Source organism: Halorussus halobius, from assembly GCF_004765805.1.
Taxonomy (GTDB): Archaea; Halobacteriota; Halobacteria; order Halobacteriales; family Haladaptataceae; genus Halorussus; species Halorussus halobius.
The window spans coordinates 1-16,189 of the sequence record NZ_SBIU01000008.1; the positions used below are offsets into that span (position 1 = coordinate 1).

General features: G+C 65.2%; 22 protein-coding genes. 4 read left to right on the forward strand and 18 right to left on the reverse strand.

All coding sequences use genetic code 11. The annotated features are described in order from the left end of the window. The 4 genes from EPL03_RS18175 to EPL03_RS18190 form a co-directional block, all read right to left on the reverse strand. On the reverse strand, positions 1-274 hold a 274-nt coding region (locus tag EPL03_RS18175; RefSeq protein WP_135830624.1), incomplete at its 3' end, for a hypothetical protein. Next, on the reverse strand, positions 267-797 hold the full coding sequence (locus EPL03_RS18180) for a hypothetical protein (protein ID WP_135830625.1): 531 nt from the start codon (positions 795-797) through the stop codon (positions 267-269). The genes EPL03_RS18175 and EPL03_RS18180, both read right to left, overlap by 8 nt. After that, positions 797-1,090, reverse strand: a complete 294-nt coding sequence (locus EPL03_RS18185) for a hypothetical protein (RefSeq protein ID WP_135830626.1) — start codon at positions 1,088-1,090, stop codon at positions 797-799. Before EPL03_RS18185 ends, EPL03_RS18180 begins: the two co-directional genes overlap by 1 nt. Next, positions 1,090-1,272 carry a hypothetical protein gene (locus EPL03_RS18190; RefSeq protein ID WP_135830627.1) on the reverse strand — a complete coding sequence of 61 codons (183 nt, stop codon included), beginning with the start codon at positions 1,270-1,272 and terminating at the stop codon, positions 1,090-1,092. Before EPL03_RS18190 ends, EPL03_RS18185 begins: the two co-directional genes overlap by 1 nt. 212 nt (positions 1,273-1,484) lie before the next feature. On the opposite strand from EPL03_RS18190, the gene EPL03_RS18195 reads away from it, so the two are divergent. The 3 genes from EPL03_RS18195 to EPL03_RS18205 all read left to right on the forward strand — a co-directional run bounded on the left by EPL03_RS18195 (position 1,485) and on the right by EPL03_RS18205 (position 2,533). Further along, entirely contained in the window at positions 1,485-1,745 is a 261-nt protein-coding gene (locus EPL03_RS18195) for a hypothetical protein (protein WP_210425036.1), read from the forward strand. Further along, positions 1,738-2,268 (forward strand): hypothetical protein, encoded by a 531-nt coding sequence (locus EPL03_RS18200; protein WP_135830628.1) that lies wholly within the window; start codon positions 1,738-1,740, stop codon positions 2,266-2,268. The genes EPL03_RS18195 and EPL03_RS18200 overlap by 8 nt, the downstream gene beginning before the upstream one ends. 67 nt (positions 2,269-2,335) lie before the next feature. Beyond that, positions 2,336-2,533, forward strand: coding sequence for a hypothetical protein (locus EPL03_RS18205; RefSeq protein ID WP_135830629.1), 198 nt, complete (start codon positions 2,336-2,338; stop codon positions 2,531-2,533). 32 nt (positions 2,534-2,565) lie between these two features. Here the strand turns inward: EPL03_RS18205 and EPL03_RS18210 are convergent, their stop codons facing one another. From EPL03_RS18210 to EPL03_RS18225, 4 genes are read right to left on the reverse strand one after another with little or no spacing between them, the layout of a single operon-like run. Further along, the gene (locus tag EPL03_RS18210; RefSeq protein WP_135830630.1) at positions 2,566-5,334 is read right to left on the reverse strand and encodes a carbohydrate-binding protein; all 2,769 of its coding nucleotides are present in this window, start codon (positions 5,332-5,334) and stop codon (positions 2,566-2,568) included. After that, positions 5,335-7,242: a fibronectin type III domain-containing protein gene (locus EPL03_RS18215; RefSeq protein ID WP_135830631.1), complete on the reverse strand. Its 1,908-nt coding sequence runs from the start codon at positions 7,240-7,242 to the stop codon at positions 5,335-5,337. It lies immediately after the preceding gene. Next, on the reverse strand, positions 7,242-8,393 hold the full coding sequence (locus EPL03_RS18220) for a hypothetical protein (RefSeq protein WP_135830632.1): 1,152 nt from the start codon (positions 8,391-8,393) through the stop codon (positions 7,242-7,244). The genes EPL03_RS18215 and EPL03_RS18220 overlap by 1 nt, the downstream gene beginning before the upstream one ends. A 24-nt stretch (positions 8,394-8,417) precedes the next feature. Next, positions 8,418-9,080: a hypothetical protein gene (locus EPL03_RS18225; protein ID WP_135830633.1), complete on the reverse strand. Its 663-nt coding sequence runs from the start codon at positions 9,078-9,080 to the stop codon at positions 8,418-8,420. A gap of 81 nt (positions 9,081-9,161) precedes the next feature. Between EPL03_RS18225 and EPL03_RS18230 the strand changes: the two genes are divergently transcribed. Continuing rightward, complete coding sequence (locus EPL03_RS18230) at positions 9,162-9,590, forward strand: FxLYD domain-containing protein (protein ID WP_135830634.1); 429 nt, start codon at positions 9,162-9,164, stop codon at positions 9,588-9,590. Here EPL03_RS18230 and EPL03_RS18235 read toward each other — a convergent pair. From EPL03_RS18235 to EPL03_RS18280, 10 genes are all read right to left on the reverse strand, one after another. Then, on the reverse strand, positions 9,587-10,804 hold the full coding sequence (locus tag EPL03_RS18235) for a hypothetical protein (RefSeq protein WP_135830635.1): 1,218 nt from the start codon (positions 10,802-10,804) through the stop codon (positions 9,587-9,589). The genes EPL03_RS18230 and EPL03_RS18235 overlap by 4 nt on opposite strands. Before the next feature lie 73 nt (positions 10,805-10,877). Continuing rightward, positions 10,878-11,501 (reverse strand): hypothetical protein, encoded by a 624-nt coding sequence (locus tag EPL03_RS18240; protein WP_135830636.1) that lies wholly within the window; start codon positions 11,499-11,501, stop codon positions 10,878-10,880. A 2-nt stretch (positions 11,502-11,503) separates the two neighbouring features. Beyond that, complete coding sequence (locus EPL03_RS18245) at positions 11,504-12,391, reverse strand: phage tail tube protein (RefSeq protein ID WP_135830637.1); 888 nt, start codon at positions 12,389-12,391, stop codon at positions 11,504-11,506. Next, positions 12,388-12,651, reverse strand: coding sequence for a hypothetical protein (locus EPL03_RS18250; RefSeq protein WP_135830638.1), 264 nt, complete (start codon positions 12,649-12,651; stop codon positions 12,388-12,390). The genes EPL03_RS18245 and EPL03_RS18250 overlap by 4 nt, the downstream gene beginning before the upstream one ends. Further along, positions 12,648-13,211: a hypothetical protein gene (locus EPL03_RS18255; protein WP_135830639.1), complete on the reverse strand. Its 564-nt coding sequence runs from the start codon at positions 13,209-13,211 to the stop codon at positions 12,648-12,650. Before EPL03_RS18255 ends, EPL03_RS18250 begins: the two co-directional genes overlap by 4 nt. Further along, positions 13,208-13,678 (reverse strand): hypothetical protein, encoded by a 471-nt coding sequence (locus EPL03_RS18260; protein WP_135830640.1) that lies wholly within the window; start codon positions 13,676-13,678, stop codon positions 13,208-13,210. Before EPL03_RS18260 ends, EPL03_RS18255 begins: the two co-directional genes overlap by 4 nt. 1 nt (position 13,679) lies before the next feature. Further along, positions 13,680-14,534, reverse strand: coding sequence for a hypothetical protein (locus EPL03_RS18265; RefSeq protein ID WP_135830641.1), 855 nt, complete (start codon positions 14,532-14,534; stop codon positions 13,680-13,682). Between the two features lie 6 nt (positions 14,535-14,540). Further along, on the reverse strand, positions 14,541-14,900 hold the full coding sequence (locus tag EPL03_RS18270; protein WP_135830642.1) for a hypothetical protein: 360 nt from the start codon (positions 14,898-14,900) through the stop codon (positions 14,541-14,543). Positions 14,901-14,902: 2 nt separating this feature from the next. Beyond that, positions 14,903-15,082: a hypothetical protein gene (locus tag EPL03_RS18275; protein ID WP_135830643.1), complete on the reverse strand. Its 180-nt coding sequence runs from the start codon at positions 15,080-15,082 to the stop codon at positions 14,903-14,905. 10 nt (positions 15,083-15,092) lie between these two features. Next, on the reverse strand, positions 15,093-16,178 hold the full coding sequence (locus EPL03_RS18280) for a P2 family phage major capsid protein (protein WP_135830644.1): 1,086 nt from the start codon (positions 16,176-16,178) through the stop codon (positions 15,093-15,095). Positions 16,179-16,189: the final 11 nt, after the last annotated feature.

Here is a 16,189-nt window from a genome sequence, read left to right on the forward strand (position 1 = left end):
CGCCATCAGGGGTCTCTTCGAGGAGTTGAAGGGCGTTCCGGACCGCGATGCCGTGGGACTGATGGCGGACGCGGCCGACGACGTCCTCGACGATGTCGATGCTGTCTGCAGGGGAGTCAAACACGGTCACCTCGTGAGGACCGAGCCCGTGTGGGCCGTGTTCGGTGACGATCTGGAGCGTGTGCTCACCGTCCGAGGCCCAACCGCCGCGCGCGTCCGAGTCGACCGGCTCGAAACCGGCGTCTTGGAGCGCGTCGACAAGGTCGCTACTCATCGCTGCCCTCCTCAAACGCGTCCTCGTCGAACTCGACGCGCACGACCTGGTCGCCGTCGTGGTAGAGCGTGCCGACCTGGACCGGCGAGTCGCCCACGCGCTCGCGCTCGCTTTCGGACGGGAGCGACTCGACGAACTCGCGCCACGCGTCGTGGTTGAGTCGGCCCTTCTCGTCGTCGAACTGTCGGGTGAGTTCGATTTCCGCGAACGTCTGCGGGCCGCCCGAGTGCGCGGCCGGGTCGTCGAGCCCGTCGACGTCGCCCTCGAAGCTGCAGTGGACGTGGTCGAACTGACCGTCGTCGACTGTGGCGTCGCGGTGCGCGTAGACGGCGGTTGTCTCCAACAGTCGCGGGTCGTGCTCGGGCTGGCGGACGGGGATGACGCCTCCGTGCTGTTCGAAGAGGTCGGGGGCCTCGTCGTGGAGGTGTGCGAACACGCCGTTGGCGAGCTCGCCGAAGAGGTCGGGGTCGGCGTCGTCGAGGTCCTCGGGGTCGAGGCCTTCGATGCGGAGGTAGGCCGCCATCACTCGCTCACCTCTTCGGTGTCGGCGTGGATGCCGTCGTAGTCTGGATGTGGGTCGTCGGCGAGCCGCTTGTCGGCCGGCATGATGGGGCGGCCGTTGATACTCGACACGTCGCCAACATCGAACTCAAGGACGTGTCGGAGGACCATGAGTGCGCGCTGTTCGATGACGTCACGGGGTGCGTTGCCGGGGACGGTGACGGTCTGGCTCTTGTCGGGGAGCCCTCTAAGTTTGACCTCGGCGATGTCCGTCTCAATCCACTCGGCCTGCTCGCGCTCGTCGGGAGTAGTCATTAGGTGTCACCTCGCCGGCAGTCTGCGCAGGTGACGCCTTGTCCGCTCGTGATTCCGCCACAGTCCGGACAGTCGTAGTACGTGTGGTCGCCGAGGCCGCCCTCCTCTTGGCGGCGCTGAAAGCGTTTACAGTGCTGGCAGCGCTGGCCGGTGCAGTCTGCGCCACAGTCCGTGCACGTCATCGGTCGATACCCTCCGAAACGGTCTTCCCAGAGTGGGTCGAATTCATTGTTGCTTCACCTTCAGTGGAGCGCGGGCGGCGGTGCAACGCCGTCCGGTTTCTGCGACCGGCATCCCTCGCTCACACTACCTACTTGTGTCCCCTGCCACTTAACCCTTAGGGTCTAAGGATAATGGGGTAAGGCATAAGTTCTACGACCTTGTGGCTTAAGGTGTGAGCGCAACAACCCCCAACTCACGACCGATGCTCGACGAAGACGATATCGGACCCGCCGACGAAGCACTGCTCGACATGCTCCGCGACGGCCGCGTCACCGCACCGTACGCCGCCGACGAAACCGGCTACAGCCTCCAGTACGTCCGCGACCGACTCGGCCGCCTCGTCGAACATGGCAACGCCACGAAGGTCTACGAGGGACTCTACGAACTCGTCAGCGATCCCCGCGACGACGAGGACGGTGAGAACGATGCCTGAGGTTTCCGAACACATCGGCGTGCGCGGCCTCGGCTCACTCACCGTCGACGTCGAGGCGTTCTCCGACGAGGTGGGCGACAGTGACCGAGTCCCTGAGGACGTCCAGGAGGAACTCGTCCGGAAGACCAAGCGGGTGGAGAAACTCGAAGCCCGGCTTGCGGACGCCGGCGAGCCCACGGTGCCGACGGACTACGAAGCGTTCCTCGAAGACGACGTCGTCCGCGAGCAGGTTCGGGACGCGAAGGAGAACAGTACGGCGTCGGAGAAGTACGTGCGCGCGGTGATCGCGGCGGTCCTCGATCAGGGTGGAGCTGTGACGTACGACGAGGTGACGGAGATGCCGGACGCGACGGACAAGACGCACGTCGGGCGGGCGGCGAACGCGTTGGCCGAGCGCCGGGTCGCGACGGTCGACGAGGAGGACGGTGCGAAGCGCGTGGATCTCAACCCGTCGGGCATCGAGGAGGTCAAGCAGGAGCGGGAGCGCCGCGAGCGACGCCGAGAGATCATGGACGAGCTGTAGCGGCGGCGCTCTTGGGAGTTCAAAGCAAACCGTGCCTTTATATCTCTGCTGGAGATATCTGGTTAGCATGGAACAATGCAGTACTCACAACGAACCGGTAACTGTACAGATCACGCAAATACTCCCACTCTCCCGCGACAACGAGACCGTTCACGTTTGCAGGACGTGCCTCGACAACGCCGATGAAGACGTCGACGAGTTCTTCGCAGACGACGTCGTCGAAGCTGCGCACCGACACACGGTAGAGATTCTCGCGTCCGAGTAGACGGACCACAACGCCAGTTCCCGTCCCTCAACTCACGACCGGCGGCCGATCTGCCCCACCCGTTCTTGAATCCGCCGCACCACCTCGCCCGGCGTCTCCCGATTCCCACCCGCAACCGTAATCTTCTCCGGACTATTCTCCACGGATTTTGCCTCGACGGGCTTGTCGACCGGCAACCCCGCGACTGAGAGCGCGTCCGTGACCGCGAACCCGACCTCGGCCGGCGGAATCGAGAACTCGACCTCCCATAGCGGCTCCGATATTTCCGCGACGATCGTGGCGGCCGCCTGCTCGCACGCCTCCTCACTCGTCAACCCCGGGATCGACTGCTTCGGAGCCCACCGCGGCGAGTCCACACTGTCTAACTGATAGCTCCCCCGGGTCTCGTAGCGATAATCAATCGCGTACTCGGCGTTGTCGAGCAGGTCTCCACTCCCGAGCACCGTCACCGTCCCGTCGAGCGACGACATCGTATAGTCAACATTATACGTGTAGTTCGCGCCAGTCTCCGGGTCGTAGACCGTCTCACTCCCGTCCACGAGGTTCTCGTGCGGCAACGAGACGGCTGCTCCGACGTCCGCCTCGAACCGATGGCCGCTCACCGCCTGTGCTGCGCCGACCACCGTGACGGCCTCGTAGACCTCGCCGCTTCGTTTCGTCGTCCGATAGTCCACGAGGTCCGGGTCGACGTCCGTCTCGCGCTGGCCGGGTTGGGTCCAGATGACTGTCGGCGTCCCGTCGACGACTGTGTACTCCCAGATAAAGCCGCCTTGGTCTGCCCACTCCCGCAGCACGCGGTCGAGATGCTCGCCCTTCACGCTCTGGTTGATGAGCGCTGGCGTCTCATCGAGGTCCGCGTAGAGCGAGTAGGCGTCCACGCTCTGGGGCTTGAAACCCTCGGATGGCGTCTCGGTCTCGCGGCTGCCGTAGGCGTCGAGCGTGACGCGGGCCCGCAGCTGGCTGCTCGGCTCGTCGAACTCGGCGTCGACGACGGCAGAGTTCGACGACTCGACCCACGTCTGGCCTTGGTCGTTGCTGACTGCGACCGCCTGCTCCCCCGACGTGTCGTTGATGTCGAGGTCGGCGCGGCCGCCGACAACCTGCTGGCCCGTACTCGAATCCGCGAACTCTTGGGAGACCACCGGATAATCCCGTGGCCCCGGCAGCGGCCCACCCTGCCCGTCGTTCGAGTTCGGCAGCTCCGAGTAAAAGCGGGCGTCGTGGAAATTCACGAGGTCGAGATACATCCCGCCCGTCTCCTCGGACGTCGACCCGGCCTCGATCTCGATCTGGTAGTCGCCCGGATTCGCGATATCGCCAATGTCGACGGTCAGCCAGCCAAACTCGTTCGGGAAGAGGAAATTCGCGGGAATCGAATCGACGACCGAGTCGTTCAACACGACGTCGAACGGCGGATTCGACTCGATATCAGTCCCCTCCTGCGACCCGATGATGTAGTACCGGATCGCAACCCGTCCCGTCCCGCCGTCCGGGACGGTGTAGTCAAGCGAGAACTCGTACGGCCCCCTCGTCGCGCCCTCCGGGAGCCCAGTTGCGACCCCGCCACTATACCCATCGCGCTCGTCCGTGACCTGCGTGCTCGCCGATTCGCCCTCGCGCGTGAAACTCGTCTGGAGGTGCTCGAAGCGCCCGTCGGCGGTGACCGTCACGGGACGGGTGTCTGGATAGGCGTCTGCGGGGTCCGATTGCCACTCCGTCTCCGAGTCAACCGTCTTCATGAGCGCATCCACGCGCACGCTCTCGGCGGGCGGATCTATGTCCGTCGCGTACGGCGTCGTGCTCGCGATGAGGTCGCCAGCGGCCTCGTGGACGTCGACGAGGTCGTACTCCTCGGCCACCGTCTGTTTCAGCTGGCGGCCGCCCTCGCCGTGGAGGACGGTGCGCTTCGACCCCTGCTGGGTTTCGTGCGTGACGTTGACGAGCGTCTCGATCGGCTGCCGGACGCCGTCCTGCCACACCCGCAGGGTGGCGTCCTCATACCCCTCCGACTGCCATTTTTCGTTGTAGGGGACCGGGATGCGTATCTGAGGGAGGTCGTTCACGCGGGGTTGCTGTTGGGGGTCGTCGAGGAGCTGTGGGGTGAGCGTCCGCCCGCTCGGTTCGTGGTCGACCTCTATGTGCCAGCCCTCGGGCGGGACGCGGCGCTGGTCGCGGCCCGACCCAGTGGTCGCAACCGCCTCGGTCACGTTGCTCGTCGCGCTCGTGTGCTCAGTGTAGGGCTCGAACCGGTAGCGATAGCGGCGGCCGGGTTGGGCGGTGTCGTCGGTCACCGCGAACGCGCCGGTCCCCGAGACGGGGTCGCGCTCGCGGACCGTCCTCCACGGCGAGGGCGGCCGCCAGCCGGACTCGTACTCGCGCTGACGCTGCAGCCGAATCCCTGATTCGTTGTCGGCGTTGTCCGTTCCTTCGACATCGACCTCGGTCTGGCCAGCGGCGGTGATGCTCGCGCTCGTGACGCCCGGGAACTTGGTGACGATGCTGACCGGGTCCGTCCACGAACCTGTCCGGTGTTCGGTCTCCGTGCGCGCGCGGACCTCGTACTCTTCGCCATCCTTTCTCCCCACGAACTCCATCGTGAGCGTCGAGTGGTCGCCGATGAATTCGCCGAACCCGGTCGCCGACGAGTCCCACGACGACTCGCCAGTCTCCCGGATTTGGATGCGCACGCTCCCGTAGTTCGACGGGGCGGTTTCGCGGTCGACGGCGACCTCGTCTTCGACGCCGTTCCCCAACGTGGGCTGGTCTTCATCGGGGAGGCTGGTAGTGAACGTTGCGGGCATCTATTCGTCCTCCGTTGCAGTGTGGTCCGTAACAGCGACGACGCGGCCCTCGTACTGTTCGCCGTTGCGGAGGCCGTCGACGGTCACGGTCTCCGTGTCTCGTGAGACGGTTTCGTGCTCCTGCCAGTCCTCGTCGGGCTCACCGTTGGGCGTGGTTGGGCGATATTCGACACGGGTCTCGCCGTGGTCGTGGGTCGCAGTCCACGCGTAGTCGGCGGTCGTGTCGGTGACGTTCGAGACGGTGAACTCGGTCGGCGCGGGCAGGACAGTGATCGCGTTGGCTTGCGGTCCGTCCGTCGACGCGTGGCCGGTTACTCGGCGAACCGTGTAGTAGTAGCGCTCGCCGTCAAGCAGGCCGGTATCGGTGAAACTGGTCGTGTCAGGGGAGAGCCCGCCAGTGATCTCGGTGCCGAGCGAGCCGTCCGTCGAGCGGTAAATCTCCCACGACCCGTCGCTGGAGTTATCGTTCCGGGTCCACGAGAGCGCGATCTCGTCTTCGATGGCGGTGTCCAGCGAGAGTCCGGAAGCGGCCGGTAGCTCGGTCGTGGTTGCGACTTCGCTGGAGAGCGTATCCGTCTCGCCGCCGTAGACGGCCGCAACCCGGTAGTAGTAGCGTTCGCCGTTCTCCAGTCCAGTGTCGGTATACGTCGTCCCAGTCGGGCTGGCGACCTGCGTGTAGTCCGCCTCGCCCGACCCGCTGGTTTCGCTCCTGAAGACTGCGTAGTTGTCCTCCTGGTCAGTCCCGTCCCACGAGAGGTCTACTTCCGTTTCCCGGGTGCCGTCAACGCTTAGTCCCGTGACGGTGGTCGAGGCCGTTTCGGAGTACGTCCAGTCCGACGTCGTGTGGCCGGTTTCCGCTCGAACGCGGACTTGCAGTTCATCGGCAGACTCGCTGAACGATACGGGCTGTGATTCGCTCCCTGCGCTGGGGTCGTAGCCTGCGGCCCAGTCACCGTCTTCGAAGACGACGGCTCGGAACTCGCTCTCGTTGTCGCTCTCGTCGGTCCATGAGACGGTGCCGTCCGTCGGAGTGGTAATCGAGAGTGAGACGTTGCTGGGGGCGGGAAGGCTGGTGGTTGCGGCCGCCTCTCCACTGAGGTCGGATTCTCCATCGGGATTTGATGCAGTAACCCGGTAGTAGTACTGCTCGCCGTTCAACAAGCCCGTGTCAGTGTACGTGGTCTGGCTGGCAGCAACGCTATCGATCTGCGTGTAGTCACTGAGCGTGCTCCCCGACGCCTGGGCGCGATAGATGTGGTAGTCGTCCGTGCCATCAGCTGCGTCCCACGAGAGGTCGATTGCAGAGTCGGACGCGGATGCAGCAGAGAGACTGGTTGGGAAGGCTGGGGGAGCGGCATACTTGATGTCATCAATCCATCCGTTCGCCCCCTTGTCGTCGCCCGCTGTATCGACCGCGAATTCTAAGGTGTCAATAGTGCTGGTTGAATCTGCAGACTGGAATGACTTGTCTTGAACCTCCAGGACGCCATTAATCTCGACATCATACGTCGCTGACTCGAAGTCCGGGATGATGTGGAAGTCGTAGACGGTTCCTTCGTTGAATTCGTAGAGGTCGTCGTCGTCCACTTGGATGTATCCAGTATTTGTGTTGAGGTAGATAGTTGTGAGTCGTGCGAAGTCACTGGATTGTACGAGTGTGACTGCGAGACCGGGGTTTGTAGCGGTGGAGCGGAAGTTCGGGGGCGTGATTTTCACCGAAAACCAGACATCCGAACTGAACGGTGTCGGGGGCTGGATACGAGCTTCTTTGTTTACGTCTCCATTATTTTCTATATATCCCGAGTACGCCCCGTAAATCGGGTCGCTCGAGTCGACGGTCATGTCCCCATCGTTATCCGTCCAGTCATCGACGGTTCCATCCTCGAAATCCTCCAGCACCGTCACCATCAGGCACGCACCTCCCCACGACTCACCAGGCCACGCGACGGCTGGACGTCCATCAGCCAGTCGGCCGCTATCGGGTCGAGCCAGTCCACGAGCGCCTGGGGGACGGGGCTGTCTGCGCTCTCGGGGCGCTCGACCAAGAGCCGCGAGCGACCATACTGCAGGCTGACGTCGAGGTCGTAGAGGCCCATGCTCGGATGCTGGAATTCGAGTTGCGCGCGCAGGTCGTGCATCCCGACCATGGTGAGGTCGATATCGTACAGCGTCCAGTCCGACGTGTTGTCGAGTCCGAGGCTGGTCCACCCGCCCGCAGTGTCGTCCCACGTTTCGGCGTGTAGGTGGGGCGTCGACGCTTCGTCGAGCCGCACCCGCAGCAGGCCGTTCGAGACGACGACCGGGTCGGCGACGTCGTGCTCCGTCGAGTGGATTGTCTGCCAGCGACGTGGTCCACCCCCATCCTCCCCTCGAAACTTCGAGTCGTGGCCGCGTGTATCGTAGACGCGGACGCCAGCCTGGACGTCGTCCTGATAGCTGACGTCGTACACGAGACTCGGCGCGTCCACCTCGAGCGCGTCCTCGCCGTCCGCGATGTCGTAGAGGCTGGCGTCGACCGTCCGCCCCGCCCGCATCTCGACCGGCGTCGCGCTTGCGGACGCCCCGGCTTCTGAGTCGATCCAGCGGACTTTCCCCGCCGACGCGGGCACCGCAGCCAACTCCGTCAGGTCGTTCCCGAAGGGATGGTCGGCCTGACGGGGGTGCAGTGCGAGCGTGCGGAACCCCGAGCCCCGCCGGCGTTTAAAGGTGAGGTTGATCGTGTACTCCCACGCCGACCGCTGGTTGCCATGCAGGGGGTCGACGGTCGCCGACGACACGCTATACCAGCCCTGATTCGGATACGAGCCAGTGTCGCCCCGGCGAAACAGGGGGAGTGCGGGGAGGTTTGCGTCCGCAAGTTCGTCGAGCTCCGACGCGATCATCCTCGAGATGTCTTCGCCCCAGCGAATCTGGCCGTTGAGTTCGAGGTCGGCGGCCTGACTGCTGATCGCTTCGACTTCCGCGCTGTCGTCGTTCAGGAGGCCGAGTTCTGAGAGTTGTTGGCCGAGCGTGTCGGATTCGGTCGGCTGACTCGCTTCGGGCAAGGGAGCGTTATGCAAGTATTTCATGACTCTACGTATTGATTAAAAGTCGGGGATGAGGTCGGCGACCTCATCCATCGCGTCCTCAGTCGCACCGACGACGTCCACGTCGGGGAACAGCGCCGTCCACGTCAACTCGATGCTCCCGTTGAGCGCACTTGGGTCATCGGGGTCTTTCGTGAGCGTCGCTTCCTTGATTGCGACCGGCATCGGCCCCTCAAACACGCCCTCGTCGGTCTCGTGCGAGCCGTCGGTCCACTCGCCAACGTGGAGGCGCGCGGGGTTCCCGCTCCCGGTTTGGGCTTGACTCGTTGCCCAGTCCCAGACCTGCTTTTTCACGATGAGGTCGACATCGCCGCTGGCGTCGAACTTGTTGAACGCGCCGGCCTCGCTGCTGCCGTCGCCCCACGGTGAATCGCCCGGCCCAACTTGGAACGAGAGGTCTTCGGTGTAGGTTCCAGCGCCGCCGTCGACGTGGTAGCCCTTCCGGTTTTCGAGGTCGGCGTCCGCGACGTCGTCGGGCAGCAGGTCGGTGCCGATGTCGTACGCCGACCGAAGCAGCTGGCCTCGGTTGCTGAGGAGGTATTGGTGTGTGATTGCGCCCGTGTCGGCGAGCTCCTCCTGAAGGTGGAAGACGCACGTTCGGGTGGTGTCGCCGTCCGGGACGTCTACTTCGAGGTAGGCTTCGCCGCGTAGTCCTGTCATGGTATCAATCCTCGTGTCGTGTTGAATCCGCTCGCGTGGGTGGCGGTATCTTTAGCATCCCCGAGCGACTACCCTCCGGGTATGAATCGGCGACAACTCCTCGCGGCGGCGAGCGCGGCGGCCACCGCCAGCCTCGCCGGCTGCACCGGCACGCTCGCTCCCGAACCCAGCGTCGAATGGGACGGCGACTACTACGCCGGCGACGGCGCACTCGACACCGACGCCGCCCTCTACTATCTCGGCGAGCTATCGAACACTGGCGGGAACCACATCAAGACCATCGAACTCACCATCACGCTCCTCGATGAGAACGACCAAGAGATTACGAGCCGGACGAAGGAACTCACGGGGATTCGCGCTGGAACCACCCAAGAGTTCCACTTCCGGGTCGGCCTCAGCGACGGCGAGGTCGGTGACCTCGACGACGTCGAGATATCGGCCGATGTCCTCGCGACGAACTACGCACCGCTCGCCAACCCCAGCGAGGACGACAGCGAGTCGACCGATTAACGCTGCCCACGGATTTCATCCGCGAGGTCTTGCAGGTCGTCCTCCACGTCGTTAATCTGTGATTCCAGGTCGTCCTTCGTCTCCTGCTGGGCGTCCTCGACCGCGTCGATGATGTCATCCCGGAGTTCTTTGAAGCCGCTGACGTCGACGTCGACGCTCGACTCCGAGTCAACCGACACGTTCGTGTTCAACGTCGCCGACCCCGACCCGCCGCTGCCCCCGTTCCCGCCCGAGCCACTGGGGTCGCCTAACCGAATTCCGTTCTCGCCGCCGAATCGAACACCCTCTCCGCCACCGATGTTGATCCCGTTCTCACCGCCAATCGAAATCACGCCCCGCCCGAGCCCGCCACCGTCGCCACTACTGCCACCGCCGCCGCCGTCACTTGACCCGTCTTGGATGCTGACCGGGATCGTGGTGTCCTCCACGGGCAGCGTCGTGTCCTCGACCGCGAGTTCGACCGAGTCGAGCTCTTCGGTCTCGACGCCGACCTGCACGTCGTCCATCTCCTCGGTCTCGACACCGACTTGAACGTCGTCGAGCTCTTCGGTCTCCACGCCGACCGAGAGATCACCCATCTCCTCGGTCTCGACGCCGACTTGGATGTCCTCCAGCTGCTCAGTCTCGACACCGACTTGGATATCGTCCAGTTCGTCGGTCTCGACGTTGACGCCGACGTCCTCCAGCTCGTCGGTCTCGATTCCGACCTCGACCGAGTCGAGCTCCTCGGACTCCACGCCGATGTCGATTGACTCACCGCTCACCGAGAGCCCAGAGTCACTAATCGCGTCCGAGATCGCGGGCCCGACCGCGCTCCCGACCGCCGAGCCGATGGCTTGCGTCGCCGCGCCCCCGAGTCCGCCGGCCGCGCTCCCGGCCGCGCTGCCCGCGCCGCCGATGATGCCCGACAACGTGCCACCGCCGAGCAGTTCCGTGAGCCCGCCGTCGTCGCCGACCTTGTCCTCGATGTCTTCGAGGAGTTCGACCGCTGTTTCAAGGTAGGCGTTGCGCTCAATCTCCATCCGGAAGCTGCGACGCGCACGCCGGCGCTGGCGGCCGCCCCCGCTACGGGCGGCTTGACCGGTCATCGTCCCGCCGTCGGTAACGCCAACCTCGGTCGCGCCGACCGCGTCCTCGACCTGCTGGCGGATCTGGCGCAGCTGCCCGCGCGGCACGGTCAGTTCGACGGTGGCTTCGGTGGAGAACTCGCTCATAGGGTGTGGGCCTCCGCGTAGGCGTCAAGCAATCGCAGGTAGTCGAGTGGCACGTGCTGGATGTCGTCGAGGGTTAGGCCGTGGGCGAGTCCGACGACGACGAGGTAGTCGAGTCGCGCTCGCTCTGAGACGTCCCCGAGCTGCCGGTCGCCGGCGAGGACGTCCCGGATCTGTTTCCCGACTCACTCGGGACGCCGAGACTGTTCACTTGGGCTTCGAGCCACTGCCGGAACCCCGGATGAATTCCCGTGCCGGCGAGCCCCTGGAAGTTCGCCTCGACGACGCTCTCGGTGAGTCGGTCGTCTCGCGCTCGGTTGTCAGCGTAAGGGGCTTTGATGGTGGCGGCGGCGAGCAGCCAGAGCACGCGCTCGTCGCGGCCCGCGCGCTCGGGCACGGCTCGGTTCTTGATTGCTTCCTCGCCGGCCGTGAGCGCGCCGAGCACGAGCTCCGTATCGCCGCCCCAGTCTTCTTCGTCGCGCTGCCACTGGAGGCCGTGCTGCTGGAAGGTGAGGCGGTCCCGTCGCGCTTCGAGCTGCTCGACGAGGTCGCGGACTTCATCCCCTGACTCGCCGCCGCCCTCGGAGTCTTCGTCGTCGATGCTGGATTGGAGGTCGGCGAGTCGGGTGTCGAGCGCATCGATAGCGGCCGTGATGTCGTCGAGCGCGTCGTCGAGCCGATACGACTCGGTAGTCAGCATCGTTAGGCCACCTCCACGTCCGCGACGTGGTAGTCGATGGGCTCGTGTAGGTCAGTGTCTGGATTCACGAGGTCCGCCCAGCCGTAGCTGTTCGGCTGGAGACCCGAGAGCGTGTACTCGATGGTGGTGCCTTGACCGTTCGTGAACGACAGCGAGCCCGAGACCTTCCCGACCGTGTCGCCGGCGTCGTCGACGGCGAGCGCGAGCTGGTCGCGTTCCGTGAACGTCGCGTCCGTCGACAGGCTGGGTTCGATTGCGCCCGTGACGGCGTCGAACGGATGGCGGTCTTGACCACGCCGGAATCGATGCAGGCCGGCGAGCGACAGCGACGCCGACTGCATCAACGACTGACTCATGCCGTTGACGTCGAACGATGCGCCGTGCCACTCGAACGCGTCCGTCCGCGACGGCTGCGCGATCGTCTCCGGCTCGGCGACATCGTCCGGCTCGAACCCGTACAGTAGCGTCAGGTCGACCGTGACAGGCGACCCTTGCTCGTAGTTGATAGTCGCCTCCGTGACGATTGCGCCCGTCGGCGTGCGCGGCTCGGTGCTGCCGTCGGGGAGGTCGACGCCGAGGTACCACGTCGAGCTCGGGGCTTGCATCACCGAGTTGGGGAGTGCCGTGCCGCCGTCGGCGAACACGAGATCGTGCCAGTTGGTGTCGGTGAGCGTGAACGACACGCTCGCGGCTCCCTCCCAGTTGCCCTCGCGACTTCCCTGCGGCGTTGGGTCGTCGGGCTGGCGGCTTCGTTCGAGCGCCTCCTCGACGGACAGGTCGCCCACCGAGACGTCGATGCCGGGCTGGCGCCACGTCGGCTCGGCTGGCGGGCCGTCACCGAAGCTGTTCTCGACGCAGTAGGCGACGGTCGCGGCTCCGGCGCTGGTCATTCGAGATCACCGTCGAGCCCGACTGAAAGCTTCACGCGGTCGTGGACGATGTCGGCGCCGAGCCGTTCCGCGATCTCTTCTTTCAGCCCCGGCAGTTCGACATCAACATCCAGTGCGACGGAGTTGTCGACGACCACGAGACTCGATTTTTGAAGTTCGACGTCGGTGCCGAGGGTGTCCGATAGGTGTGCTTCGAGGTCCTCCGTGAGGTCCTCGACTGATGCTCCTGTTGTGTTGAGGGTCTCCGTGAAGTCTGTCATGGTCCTAACTGCTCGTAGCCGTGGAACGTCACATCCAGCGACGCCCGGTAGAAATCCTGCCAGTCGACGGACTGCGGGTCCTCGTCGACCTCCAAGTACCGGTAACTGACTCGGGAATCGTCAACGCCGGGATACTGGAGTTTGCTCCAGAGCGCGTCGGTGACCCGGTCGACGAGCCCGGTGTCGCCGTTCGAGAACGGCACGCCATCCGCGCCGCTCGGGTCGACGTGCCCGTACTTGCGCTCGGTCATCCCTTCGACCCGTACGTTCACGACCACGTCGGTCTCGCGGAGCGGCTCAGTGCCGGCGAGGCTGCCGCCCGAGTCGACGTAGGACGCGCCCAGGAAACAACCGGTCTTCAGTTGGGCTTTGCGCTTGTGCAGCGGCTGGGTCATGTCCACGCTCTCGCTGCCCTCGTAGACGACGCTGTTGTCCCGATCGACGCGCTTCACGCGGACCGAGTCGCCGGAGTCGAGCGTGTACGTGCTTTCGACGTCGTCGACGACGCTGGCGAGTTGGTCGAGCGTCCAGTCGACCGCTGGATGCAACGACTCGGTCACGATGCTCGCCTCCGGATCTCTGCGAGCGTGTCGCGGATGAACCGGCCCTCCGGAAGCCCCTCGACCTCTACGCTTGGGAGGAAGACGCGCCAGCCGTCGCTCTCGCGCTCGTACTCTTCGCGCACCCACTCCGGCGGGTCCGCGCCTCGGCCGCCTTCGCTCCAGATGAACGAGAGCACGTCGGCGTTCTTCGCTTCGACTTCGTGGCGGGCGGTGCCGCGCTCGAATAACAGTGCGGGGTCGGGGAGGCGGGCTCGAAGCCGCACCGCGTCGCCCGTACGGTCGACCTCGACGGACAGTCCTGCGAGCAGCGTACTGACGTCGTAGTCGTGCTGGCTGCCGTACGCCTCGATCTTCTCGCGGAGCAACGCTTCGTACTCGTCTGCGAGCGAGTCGGCGGCGTGCTCCTCGCCCGCGTCGAGGATGGCGTCGCGGAGGTCGTCTTCGAAGTTACTGTCGAGCTCCATCCTACATGTCCTCCCGGCGGTACTCGTCGAGCAACTCGCTGGCCTTCTCCCGCATCCGGTCGGCCTTCGTCTCGACGTTGTACACCGTCGCGTTATCCGGAATCTGGATCGTTGCTTCCTCCGCGAACTCCGCCCCGGCGCGGAGCGCGACCGCGCGCCTCACAGCACGTGGAATCCCTTCATGCCCAAAGGAGAACTCCACGTAGCAGGCGTTCGACAGGCTGGCGATGTCGTCGTCGAGCGCGTGGACGTCCAGGTAGAGCTCGCTGACGCCGCCGTTGTTGCGCCGCACCCAGTAGTCCGCACCGCGATGCGTGAGCCCGACCCCGCCCTCCTTGCCGTCCGTCCAGTCGTCGTACCCGCCATCGCTGTTGATGACCAGCAGCCGGTTGACGGCCTCGACGTTCCGCCGGTCGAGCGTGATCCGCGTGTAGGCCGGCCGGTCGTCACGGTAGCCGTCCTGGTACTCGCCGATACTGATACGGATCTCGCGCTTGGGCTCCCGGCGCTGCTCGCGCCGCTGCCGGCCGGTCCGGGGGTCAGACTCCAAGAGCGCGTCACTGTTCTTCCGGTACTGGTAGCGGTCGCGCTCGCTCGCGCCATGCACCATCCCGCCGTGCGTGGGGAGGTCGTGTTCGTCCTCCCGCGTCTTCGGCCCCGTCGGGATGTCGATCGCGTCGGCGTCGTCGAGCCCGTCGGGCTCATAGTAGTGCTGCTTGAGGTCCTTCTCCAAGGGTTCGGTCTCGGCGGCGATCGCGTCGACGGCGAGCTGCTCGTCCTGACTCAGGTCGCCGGGGAGGCTGGCTTGCCGGAGCGCGCGGCGGACGTCCTCCAGCGTACAGTACCCGGTTGCCATGCGACGTCACTCCTCCTCGGTCGTCGGGATGTGCGCCTTGATCGCCTCGAGCGCAGTCTCGCGATTCTTGCCGTCCTCTTCAGCTGCCGCGAGCGCGTGGAGTTCGCTGCCGCCGTAGTCTTCGCTGTCGAGTTCCGACTCCAGGTCGTCGACAGTGTACTCGGACGGGTCGAACGGGGGCAGGTCGTCGGGCGGCCCGTCCTCCTCGCGGACGTCGTCGCCGTCGTCGACCACCTCGAAGTCGCCGCGCTCCTCACACAGGTACGCCGCGAAGTCGCCGTCCACCTTGACCGTGTCGCCGATGGCCAGCGTCCCCGTCTCCCGGTGGTGGTACTGGCCGCCAGCGATCTTCTTGACTCGAGGCATGATCAGGCGTCGGCCGTGAAGCCGAGTTCACCGAAGCTCGAGCCGTCGTAGCCTCGGTAGGTGTTGGTCGACGTGTCGAACCAGAGTTCGCCGCCGTCGAGGTCGGCCTCGGGCGGATCGCCGTCGACGCGGCCGAGGTAGGTCTCGCGCAGCATCGCGTTCGTGGTCAGAGCATCACTCATCTCGACCACCTCACGCCAGCGGGTCCGCGAGGCCGGTCACGAGCACGCCAGCCTGCATCTCCTTGATCTGGAAGTCCATCTGGCCCTCCATCCAGTTCCGGGAGTGGAGCTTCTGCTCGTGGACCTTGTCGGTGTCCTGCGTCTGGTCGAGTTCCATCTCGCCGAACAGCCCGTACGCCAGATTGCCCGGGTCGGTGAACATGGCGTACTCGGTCGGCCAGCCGTTGACGCCGACGATGTCGTAGTCGAACGGCGTCAGATCGGAGTCGCCGAAGATGACCGCGCTGCCGAGCGGGTCTTCCCGCTGGGTCAGGTCCATCGCGTACTGCTGGACCTGGTCGGGGTTCATCAGGAACACCGTCTCGTCGGTGTTGCGGTATCGGCTGTCGAGCGTCTGGATCGCCTCGTTGAACACGCCCGTGTCGAGTGCCTGGGCGTTGCCGTTCCCGTCCGTGTGGTCGAGTTCGGGCATCGTCGCGAGTTCGCCGTCTGCCGTGTCCTCGAGCCCGAGCCGGGTGGAGTTGCTGCTGTCGTCGACGGACTGCGTGTCGCCCTCTGCACGGGCGATCCAGCCGGTGAACGTACTGTCGAGGTGGCTGACGTCCGCTGAGACGTAGTCGTTGAGGGCGCCGCTGGACGCGCCAGCGCGCATCCCGATGAGCGCGACGTCGTTCCCCCAGCGCTGGACGAACTGGTCGACGATGTAGTCGCCGAACTGGTCTTCGTCGTAGTGCGTGTTCTTGATCGCGTCGCGGCGCGGCTCGACGAGGATGTAGTACTGCTTGTCGGTCGCGTTGAATTTGACCTCGCCGGACTCGGCGGTCGACGAGGACGTCCGGCTGCCCTCCTCGTCGCGCGTGTCGCCCGACAGGACGGGGACGCCGAACTGCGGGACCTCCTGCTGGAGGCGTTCGAGCGTCATCGTGTCGACCATGCCGAGGAGTTGGACCTCCTTCTGTGCGCGTTCGAGGAACTCCTCGGTGACGCGGGGCGGAAGCTGGAAGCCGTCCAGGTCCGCGATGTCGACCGTCTTGTCGTGACTGAGGCTCTGCATGTTCTGCTGGCGGGTCGCTGCGATAGTGTTGTCAGTACTCATGAATAGTCACC

Coding starts and splice junctions, on each gene's coding strand:
- EPL03_RS18260 (WP_135830640.1), bottom strand. CDS start 13,678: ATGGAGCTCGACAGTAACTTCGAAGACGACCTCCGCGACGCCATCCTC.
- EPL03_RS18270 (WP_135830642.1), bottom strand. CDS start 14,900: ATGCCTCGAGTCAAGAAGATCGCTGGCGGCCAGTACCACCACCGGGAG.
- EPL03_RS18275 (WP_135830643.1), bottom strand. CDS start 15,082: ATGAGTGATGCTCTGACCACGAACGCGATGCTGCGCGAGACCTACCTC.
- EPL03_RS18190 (WP_135830627.1), bottom strand. CDS start 1,272: ATGACGTGCACGGACTGTGGCGCAGACTGCACCGGCCAGCGCTGCCAG.
- EPL03_RS18265 (WP_135830641.1), bottom strand. CDS start 14,534: ATGGCAACCGGGTACTGTACGCTGGAGGACGTCCGCCGCGCGCTCCGG.
- EPL03_RS18240 (WP_135830636.1), bottom strand. CDS start 11,501: ATGCTGACTACCGAGTCGTATCGGCTCGACGACGCGCTCGACGACATC.
- EPL03_RS18200 (WP_135830628.1), top strand. CDS start 1,738: ATGCCTGAGGTTTCCGAACACATCGGCGTGCGCGGCCTCGGCTCACTC.
- EPL03_RS18245 (WP_135830637.1), bottom strand. CDS start 12,391: ATGACCAGCGCCGGAGCCGCGACCGTCGCCTACTGCGTCGAGAACAGC.
- EPL03_RS18230 (WP_135830634.1), top strand. CDS start 9,162: ATGAATCGGCGACAACTCCTCGCGGCGGCGAGCGCGGCGGCCACCGCC.
- EPL03_RS18215 (WP_135830631.1), bottom strand. CDS start 7,242: ATGGTGACGGTGCTGGAGGATTTCGAGGATGGAACCGTCGATGACTGG.
- EPL03_RS18205 (WP_135830629.1), top strand. CDS start 2,336: ATGGAACAATGCAGTACTCACAACGAACCGGTAACTGTACAGATCACG.
- EPL03_RS18235 (WP_135830635.1), bottom strand. CDS start 10,804: ATGAGCGAGTTCTCCACCGAAGCCACCGTCGAACTGACCGTGCCGCGC.
- EPL03_RS18180 (WP_135830625.1), bottom strand. CDS start 797: ATGGCGGCCTACCTCCGCATCGAAGGCCTCGACCCCGAGGACCTCGAC.
- EPL03_RS18225 (WP_135830633.1), bottom strand. CDS start 9,080: ATGACAGGACTACGCGGCGAAGCCTACCTCGAAGTAGACGTCCCGGAC.
- EPL03_RS18280 (WP_135830644.1), bottom strand. CDS start 16,178: ATGAGTACTGACAACACTATCGCAGCGACCCGCCAGCAGAACATGCAG.
- EPL03_RS18210 (WP_135830630.1), bottom strand. CDS start 5,334: ATGCCCGCAACGTTCACTACCAGCCTCCCCGATGAAGACCAGCCCACG.
- EPL03_RS18250 (WP_135830638.1), bottom strand. CDS start 12,651: ATGACAGACTTCACGGAGACCCTCAACACAACAGGAGCATCAGTCGAG.
- EPL03_RS18185 (WP_135830626.1), bottom strand. CDS start 1,090: ATGACTACTCCCGACGAGCGCGAGCAGGCCGAGTGGATTGAGACGGAC.